The sequence below is a fragment of the Paraburkholderia jirisanensis genome, from assembly GCF_054782355.1.
Map to the genome: position 1 here is coordinate 99,898 of NZ_BAAGSQ010000003.1, position 8,512 is coordinate 108,409.

Sequence of the window (8,512 nt, forward strand, 5' to 3'; positions counted from 1 at the left end):
TTTTGTGAAAAGCACACTGTGGCGCCCGAGGTGCGGCAGATTGTCGCATAGGGTGCGTGCGTTTTGATGGCGCACCAGTAAGCTGGTTGAAATAAAAAAGCGCAGTCGTGGTTAGCGACTGCGCTTTTTGTTGCCTGGAAGCCGCGCTTTCGCGCGGTTTGCCTGGTTCTTTCGGTTACCTACTCTTCTTACGAGCCAGTTTTACGTGCGGTGGACTTTGCGGCCGTTTTCTTCGCTGGCGCCTTCTTTGCGGCCGCGGCTTTCACCGCTGCGGTTTTCACCGGGGCTTTTGCAGGTGCTTTGGCCGGCACCTTGCGACGCGCTGCTGTCGCGACTTCGGCCGGCGCTTCGTCGTTCGCCGCTTCTGTCGCGGCACCGTTGGCCGCAGCAGACTTTGCAGCAGCAGTCTTCGCCGCAGTCTTGGCCGAGGGTTCCTTCGGCTCCTTCTTCTCGAACTCGAAGCCGATCTTGCCGTCGTTCTGCTTGACGAGAAACGCCTTGAAGTTGCGCCCGGTGCGCGACGACTTGAAGTTCGTCAGCAGATCCGTGCGGCCGCCCTCAAGCAGCTTGGCCATTTGCTCACGCGCGATTTCCTGCTGCAGGATCACCTTGCCCGAACGGAAGTCGCAGGTCTTGGGATTGGCTACCGAGTTTTCGCAAACGTAGCTCATGCCGTGCTCGTACACGCGCGCATGGCATTTCGGACAGGCCCCGACCGCTTCCTGCGCGGAGAAGTCCGGCGCTTCGCCGTCCTCGCCGCCCGAGTCCTGACCGAAATCGAACTCGAGCTTGAAGTTCTTGATTTCGTCGTCGAACGACAGCTTCAGAATCGCCGAGAACGGGCGGCCCATCTTGCTGCGGAAGCCCGACAGCGGCCCGATTTGCTTCTTCTGCAGCAGCTCTTCAACTTCCGGAATTTCGAACTGTCGGCTGCCCGGAATCTTCGAGATCGAAAACTCGCACTTCGTACAGGCGAAGCGGCGATAGTTTTCCTTCACCTGGCCACCGCAATTCGGGCAAGGCGTTTCGAGCGTCGCGTAATCGCCGGGGATCGTGTCGGAGTCGTACTCCTTCGCACGCTTGACGATGGTTTGCGTCATGCGCGCAATTTCCTGCATGAACGCATCGCGTGGCAGGTTGCCGCGCTCCATCTGCGACAGCTTGTATTCCCATTCGCCGGTCAGCTCGGGCGCGGTCAGTTCCTTGACGTCCAGGCCGCGCAATAGCGTCATCAACTGGAACGCTTTCGCGGTGGGGATCAGTTCGCGGCCTTCGCGAATGAGATATTTCTCGCCCAGCAGACCTTCGATAATCGCCGCACGCGTGGCCGGCGTACCGAGACCCTTGGCAGCCATCGCTTCGCGCAATTCGTCGTCTTCGACGAGTTTGCCCGCGCCTTCCATCGCCGACAGCAGCGTTGCTTCGTTGTAGCGTGCAGGCGGCTTCGTGACGAGTTGGTGCGCAGCGATCTTGTCGGTCTTCACCTTCTCGTCTTTCTGCACCGGCACGAGGTTCGCATCTTCGCCGGCGGTTTCCCGGCCGTAGATCTGCAGCCAGCCCGGCTCGACCAGCACCTTGCCCTCGGTCTTGAAATGATGACCGACGACCTCGGTGATACGCGTCGTCACCTTGAACTCGGCGGCCGGGAAGAACACCGACAGGAAACGTTTGACGACGAGGTCGTACAGTTTCTGCTCGGGCTCGGACAGCGACTTCGGCGCCAGCAGCGTCGGGATGATTGCAAAGTGGTCGCTGATCTTCGAGTTGTCGAAAATCCGCTTGTTCGGCTTTACCCAACCCTTGTCGAGCACCTGCTTGGCGAACGGCAAGTAGTTGTTGCTCTCCTTCAGCATGTCCATCGTCTGCTTGACGGTGTCCATGTAGTCTTCGGGCAGTGCGCGTGAATCGGTACGCGGGTAGGTCAGCACCTTGTGCCGTTCGTATAGCGCCTGCGCGAGACCCAGCGTGTTCTTCGCCGAGAAGCCGAAGCGGCCGTTGGCTTCGCGCTGCAGGCTCGTCAGGTCGAACAGTGCCGGCGAAAGTTGCGTGGTCGGCTTCGATTCTTCGCTGACGATGCCGATCTGCCCGCGGCATGCCGCGACGATCGTTTCCGCCGCAGGCACACTCCACAGCCGCGAATCGCGTTTTTCGGGATCGAACTCGTCGCGCTTGAATTTCGGGTCGTACCAGCGGCCTTCATAGAAGCCGGCTGCGCAGACGAACTCCGCCTTCACTTCCCAGTAATCGCGCGGCACGAAACGACGGATCTTTTCCTCGCGTTCGACGACGATCGACAGCGTCGGCGTTTGCACGCGGCCCACTGTGGTGAGAAAGAAGCCGCCGCCCTTGCTGTTGAACGCGGTCATCGCGCGCGTGCCGTTGATACCGACCAGCCAGTCGGCTTCGGAGCGGCAACGCGCGGCGTCGGCGAGCGGTTGCATGTCTTCGTCGGTGCGCAGATGCGTGAAACCGTCGCGGATCGCAGCCGGTGTCATCGATTGCAGCCACAGACGCTGCACCGGCTGCTTCGACTTCGCGAACTGCTGGATCAGGCGGAAAATCAGCTCGCCTTCGCGGCCCGCGTCGCACGCGTTAATCAGACGGTCAACGTCTTTGCGCTTCAGCAGCCGGGTCAGCACCTTGAGCCGCGATTCGCTTTTTGCGATCGGGTTCAGGTCGAAATGCGGTGGAATGACGGGCAAATGAGCGAAGCTCCATTTGCCACGCTTCACTTCATATTCTTCAGGGGCGGCGATCTCCACCAGATGGCCGACAGCGGACGAAAGCACGAAGTCGTCGCTTTCGAAGTACTCGTCATGCTTGGTAAAGCCGCCCAAAGCTCGCGCGATGTCGTTCGCGACGGAAGGCTTTTCGGCGATGATCAGTGCTTTGGACATGACTATTGTGAGTGGGTGAATTCGGGTTTCGGCGAGGCTCCAAAGCCTTCAGTTTGACGCCCGTTTGCTGCCTCGGTTGCGTACCTGGTTGCGTACCTATTAACGACCGCTTTATAGCACACGCCGCTTCGACCGGACCGCCGCGCCCAGAAAAAGCGAGCCATCTTAATTGCGTGCCAATACATTGAGCAAGCTTTGCGGCCGCGGTTCCCCGCGCGTTTTGCAATTCGCGTGCCGCTTGCACGCGATGGCTAAAAGCTCCATCACGCGACGGTGAGCGCCGGCCTCAGTTTCGGCGCGCCGACCGCGCCCGGCAAGGCTGTCAGATCGACCAGCATGCGTTCGACGATGCCTGGCTGCGGCAAAACTGTACCGAAAAAGCGCGTGGTCACGGAGTCTTCGATCAGGATGGTGGGGAAGTTCTCCACGTCGAGATCGTCGAATCTGTCCGCGTGCGTTTCGATGTCGATCCATGCGAAACAGATTTCCGGATGCCGGTCGGCGATGGCGTCGAAAGCCGCGCGATAGTCCCGGCATGTACCGCACCATTCCGCGCACAGACAGGCAACGAACAGCGTCTCGCGTTCGTTGACACGTTCCGCGATCCGGTCCGAATCGGTGTCGAGGTTCAGCGCGGGCATGACGGTTCCTTGCAGCTTGTTTAACCAGTTGTTTGGCGCGAATGTAGCACGGCGTGTTACGGGCTGGGGTTTGCCCGGACGTAGCGGCCACCCGGTAGCACGACTAGATGGCCCGCCAACTCGAGCTGGAGCAGCATCGCCTGAAGGTCACTGTGCGACATTTCGGTGCGCGCGGCGAGGATTTCAAGCGGGGCTGGCGCGTGACCGAGCGCCTGCAGCAGGCGGCGCGCCTCGGGCGATAGCGCGGCCAGGGCCGCACCGGCGGGCGCCGTCTGATTTGACGGTGCTTTTAACGCTGCAGCGTTCGCTTCCGCGTTAATCCCCAGTTCTTCCAGTACCTCTTCCGGTGTCTCGACCAGCTTGGCGCCCTGTTTGATGATCCGGTGGCAGCCGCGCGATAAGGGTGCGTGAATCGAACCGGGCAGCGCATAGACATCGCGCCCCATTTCGTTTGCGAGCCGCGCCGTGATCAGCGACCCGGAGCGCATGGCGGCTTCGACGATCAGCACGCCGCCAACGAGGCCCGCGATCAGCCGGTTACGTTGCGGGAAGTGCGCAGCCCGGGCGGGCGTACCGAGCGGCCACTCGGACAGCAGCGCACCGGCCCCGGCAATCTGCTGTGCGAGCACGCGGTGGACGGTTGGATACACGACGTCCACGCCGGTGCCGACCACGGCGACCGTGCCCCCCGGCCCGGACAACGCTCCGCGATGCGCTGCTGCGTCGATGCCGAGCGCAAGCCCCGAGACCACGCAGACGCCGGCGTTGGACAGCATGCGGGCGAAGCGCGCGGCGTCTTCGATGCCTTGCGGCGTCGCGCTGCGGCTGCCGACTATCGCGACGCTGCGGCGATGCAATGCCTCCAGCTGGCCTTTTACATACAGTAGCGGTGGCGGATCCGGCATTGTCAGCAACATGGGTGGGTAGGCAGGATCATCCAGTGCGAGCAGCGCGTTGCCCGGCGCCGAGCGCCACGCGAGCAGTGCTTCCAGATGTGCTTCGAAGTGCGCACCCGGTGCGCTCAGCACGGCGTGCGCCGTGATGGCGTCGGTTGAGCGCGCGAGTGCATCGAACGGCTGCCCGAGCACCGCGTCGGGCAAGCCGAAGTCGGTGAGCAGCCTGCGCAGCGCGGCGGGCCGCAGGCCCGGCGTAACGGCCAGCCGCAGCCATGCGGCCAGTTCCTGATCGGTTTTCGCTATTGCTTGCATTTGAAACGCCAAACCCCCGCCTGGCCACCGCGGGCGGTCGCCATGCTAAAATTTTCATCATCCGAAATAAATCGACCTAAACCAACGGTGACGCCGCGCTTTTGGCGCGAAAGCTTGTCGATCCGGCCCGTCGAAGCGTTGAATCGACGTTGTTCGATCACTATCTATCGTCTACTTATGCCGCCAGGCCGACAAGCTGGCCGAATGGCCAATCCGCGGTTCCCGGCGCCTGTGGCGGCGCTTCAAATTCATTCAAGATCATGGCTTTACTGAATATCCTCAACTACCCGGACAAGCGCTTGCACAAGGTGGCTAGCCCGGTTGCAAGCGTCGACGCCCGGATCCGCAAACTGGTCGCCGACATGGCCGAAACGATGTACGCCGCGCCTGGCGTAGGCCTCGCGGCGACGCAGGTCGACGTGCACGAGCGCGTCATCGTGATCGACGTATCGGATGCGCACGACGAACTGCGCGTGTTCATCAACCCCGAGATCGTCTGGTCGAGCAACGAGAAGAAGTTGTCCGAAGAGGGCTGCCTGTCGGTGCCGGGCATCTACGACAACGTCGAGCGCGCGGAACAGGTGCGCGTGCGGGCGCTAAACGAGAAGGGCGAAACCTTCGAAGTCGACTGCGAAGGTTTGCTGGCCGTCTGTATCCAGCATGAGATGGATCACCTGATGGGCCGGGTGTTCGTCGAGTACCTGTCGTCGCTGAAGCAAACCCGCATCAGGAACAAGATGAAGAAGCTCGCGCACGCGATGTGATGTGCTTCGTTATGCCCTGGTTTTCCACCGTACTTCACCGCTGCTCATGAGCCATTCGTTGCGCGTTGTTTTTGCCGGCACTCCGGAATTTGCAGCAGCGGCGCTGACCGCGATCCATGCGGCCGGTTTTGCTGTGCCGCTCGTGCTGACACAACCCGACCGCCCGGCAGGTCGAGGCATGAAATTGCAGGCGAGCCCGGTCAAGCGCTATGCCGAGCTGCATGGCGTTGCGGTCGCGCAGCCGCCGTCGCTGCGCCGTAACGGGAAGTTTCCCGCCGAGGCCGCCGCCGCGATCGACCTGCTGCGCGCGACGCCGCACGATGTGATGGTGGTCGCTGCCTACGGGCTGCTGCTGCCGCAAGAAGTGCTCGACATCGCGCCGCACGGCTGTATCAATATTCACGCTTCGCTGTTGCCTCGCTGGCGCGGCGCGGCGCCAATTCATCGCGCGATCGAAGCGGGCGATGCCGAAACAGGCATCACGCTGATGCAGATGGATGCCGGTCTCGATACCGGCGCGATGATCTCCGAAGCACGTACCGCGATCGGCGACGACGACACCACGGCCACGTTGCACGACCGGCTTGCGCAATCCGGCGCGCAACTAATCGTCGAGGCGCTGACGGCGCTGGAGCGTGACGGCACATTGCCCGCCACCCCGCAACCCGACGACGGCACGACCTACGCCGAGAAGATCGGCAAGCAGGAAGCCGCGCTCGACTGGGGGCGCTCCGCAGCCGAGCTGGCGCGCCAGGTACGCGCGTTCGATCCGTTCCCCGGCGGCGCGGCGACGCTTGACGGCACGCTGCTGAAGATCTGGTCGGCCGTGCCCGCCGATCTTGCAACTGTCTCCGCGCAACCCGGCACCATCGTCGACGTTTCGCCGGACGGCGTAGTGGTGGCGTGCGGCGACGGCGCACTGCGCATCACGCAGCTGCAGAAACCCGGCGGCAAACGCCTGCCGGTGCGTGAATTTCTAACGGGTTTCGGTCTCGCTGCCGGCCAGCATTTTCAGCCAGCCAGCGCACAATAGCAGCGGTGCACGGCCACCGCCATCGTCCGTTCGGCCGACTGCCCAGCCTGCAAGCGGCGCGTTAGAATCCGTTTCGCAATGCGCCCATTTCAGAGGCTTTCATGTTCGGCATCACCCATTTTGAGTTCTTCGTCGTCGCGGTATTCCTGCTGAACGTGACGCCGGGACCTGACACCGCTTATATCGTCGGCCGTAGCGTCGCGCAGGGGCGCGCCGCGGGCCTGATGTCCTCGCTGGGCATTTCGGCGGGATGCTGCGTCCACTCGCTCGCATGCGCATTCGGCCTCACCGCGTTGCTGGCCGCGTCGGCCACAGCCTTCACGGTCATCAAGTTTGTCGGCGCGATGTACCTGATTTACCTAGGCGTACGGTTGGTATTCGCGAAGCCGGAAGCCGCACCGCAAGCTGTTGCTGGTGCGGCGCCCGCTGCCACAGTGGCGCCGAAGTCCATGCGTCAGCTGTTCTTGCAGGGCTTCTGGACCAACGTGCTTAATCCGAAAGTCGTACTGTTCTTCGTGTCGTTCTTTCCGCAGTTCGTCAGCACGAGCAGTGAGCACAAGGCGTTCGCGTTTCTCGTTCTCGGCGTCGTCTTCGTATTGATGAGCACTGTCTGGAACAGCTTCGTCGCGTGGATTGCCGGCAGCGTTACGCGCCGCTTTTCCGGCAAGCCGGGCATCAAGAAGTGGCTTGACCGTGTGGTCGGTTCCGCATTTGTCGGACTTGGTCTTAAACTCGCCACCGCCACCCGCTGATTGAATTTTTCCTGCGCACCCATATCTAACAATTCGCTTACAATCACTCGCCGTCATCGACGGTACGAGATCTGTACCCGCAGTTCGGGCAAGGAGTAGTGGATATGTTCAACTGGGTTAAAACCGGCATGTTGATGGCTGCCATCACGGCCCTGTTCATCGTGATCGGCGGCATGATCGGCGGGCAGCGCGGCATGTTCCTGGCGCTGTTGATCGCGCTTGGCATGAACTTCTTTTCTTACTGGTTCTCGGACAAGATGGTCCTGCGCATGTACAACGCGCAGGAAGTGGACGAGTCGAGCGCGCCGCAGTTTTACCGGATGGTGCGTGAACTCGCTACGCGCGCAAACCTGCCGATGCCGCGCGTGTACCTGATCAACGAGGATGCGCCGAACGCGTTCGCTACCGGGCGCAATCCCGAGCATGCCGCGGTCGCTGCCACCACGGGCATCTTGCGCGTGCTGTCCGAGCGTGAAATGCGCGGCGTGATGGCGCACGAACTCGCGCATGTCAAGCATCGCGACATTCTGATCTCGACCATCTCGGCCACCATGGCCGGTGCTATCTCCGCATTGGCGAATTTCGCGATGTTCTTTGGCGGCCGCGATGACAATGGCCGTCCGGCGAATCCGATCGCAAGCATTGCTGTTGCGCTGCTGGCGCCGATCGCCGGCGCGTTGATCCAGATGGCCATTTCCCGCGCACGCGAGTTCGAAGCCGATCGTGGCGGCGCGCAGATATCCGGCGACCCGCAGGCGCTCGCAGCGGCGCTGGACAAGATTCATCGCTACGCCAGTGGGATTCCGTTTCCGACTGCGGAGGCCCATCCTGCTACGGCACAGATGATGATCATGAATCCGCTGGCGGGCGGTGGCATTGCGAAACTGTTCTCCACGCACCCGGCCACCGAGGAGCGCGTTGCGCGGCTGATGGAGATGGCGCGTACGGGCCGCTTCGACTGAGTCTCGCATCGGGCGCTCGGCGAGCGAAAAGCTCGCCCTTTTTTCTGGCGCTTCGCGCAACAGCGTAGCCGACGCCTGCAGTCCACGTTCGCAGCCCGCGCGGCAACCCATGCGGCAACCTACTGCCCAGCCTACACCGCACGCAGCCACGCCACCCACACCACCCACACCACCCACACCACCCACACCACCCACACCACCCACACCACCCACACCACCCACACCACCCACACCACCCACACCACCCACACCACC

7 protein-coding genes are annotated in these 8,512 nt (G+C 62.3%); 4 read left to right on the forward strand and 3 right to left on the reverse strand.

Translation table 11 applies throughout. The features are described 5' to 3' along the window. Positions 1-188: 188 nt before the first annotated feature. The 3 genes from ACYVNQ_RS02530 to dprA form a co-directional block, all read right to left on the reverse strand. A complete protein-coding gene (locus tag ACYVNQ_RS02530; RefSeq protein WP_460900622.1) occupies positions 189-2,897 on the reverse strand; it encodes a DNA topoisomerase III in 2,709 nt (902 codons plus the stop codon). 263 nt (positions 2,898-3,160) lie between these two features. Further along, entirely contained in the window at positions 3,161-3,538 is a 378-nt protein-coding gene (locus ACYVNQ_RS02535) for a thioredoxin family protein (protein WP_460900624.1), read from the reverse strand. A 56-nt stretch (positions 3,539-3,594) separates the two neighbouring features. Then, positions 3,595-4,746, reverse strand: a complete 1,152-nt coding sequence (dprA, locus tag ACYVNQ_RS02540) for a DNA-processing protein DprA (protein ID WP_460900626.1) — start codon at positions 4,744-4,746, stop codon at positions 3,595-3,597. A 260-nt stretch (positions 4,747-5,006) separates the two neighbouring features. On the opposite strand from dprA, the gene def reads away from it, so the two are divergent. The 4 genes from def to htpX all read left to right on the forward strand — a co-directional run bounded on the left by def (position 5,007) and on the right by htpX (position 8,257). Then, entirely contained in the window at positions 5,007-5,510 is a 504-nt protein-coding gene (gene def / locus ACYVNQ_RS02545) for a peptide deformylase (RefSeq protein ID WP_460900628.1), read from the forward strand. A 46-nt stretch (positions 5,511-5,556) separates the two neighbouring features. Beyond that, a complete protein-coding gene (gene fmt, locus ACYVNQ_RS02550) occupies positions 5,557-6,543 on the forward strand; it encodes a methionyl-tRNA formyltransferase (protein WP_460900630.1) in 987 nt (328 codons plus the stop codon). 101 nt (positions 6,544-6,644) lie between these two features. After that, complete coding sequence (locus tag ACYVNQ_RS02555) at positions 6,645-7,295, forward strand: LysE family translocator (RefSeq protein WP_460900632.1); 651 nt, start codon at positions 6,645-6,647, stop codon at positions 7,293-7,295. A gap of 104 nt (positions 7,296-7,399) precedes the next feature. Next, a complete protein-coding gene (gene htpX, locus ACYVNQ_RS02560; RefSeq protein ID WP_460900634.1) occupies positions 7,400-8,257 on the forward strand; it encodes a zinc metalloprotease HtpX in 858 nt (285 codons plus the stop codon). The last annotated feature ends 255 nt before the right edge of the window (positions 8,258-8,512 follow it).

Coding starts and splice junctions, on each gene's coding strand:
- ACYVNQ_RS02535 (WP_460900624.1), bottom strand. CDS start 3,538: ATGCCCGCGCTGAACCTCGACACCGATTCGGACCGGATCGCGGAACGT.
- fmt (WP_460900630.1), top strand. CDS start 5,557: ATGAGCCATTCGTTGCGCGTTGTTTTTGCCGGCACTCCGGAATTTGCA.
- dprA (WP_460900626.1), bottom strand. CDS start 4,746: ATGCAAGCAATAGCGAAAACCGATCAGGAACTGGCCGCATGGCTGCGG.
- ACYVNQ_RS02530 (WP_460900622.1), bottom strand. CDS start 2,897: ATGTCCAAAGCACTGATCATCGCCGAAAAGCCTTCCGTCGCGAACGAC.
- htpX (WP_460900634.1), top strand. CDS start 7,400: ATGTTCAACTGGGTTAAAACCGGCATGTTGATGGCTGCCATCACGGCC.
- def (WP_460900628.1), top strand. CDS start 5,007: ATGGCTTTACTGAATATCCTCAACTACCCGGACAAGCGCTTGCACAAG.
- ACYVNQ_RS02555 (WP_460900632.1), top strand. CDS start 6,645: ATGTTCGGCATCACCCATTTTGAGTTCTTCGTCGTCGCGGTATTCCTG.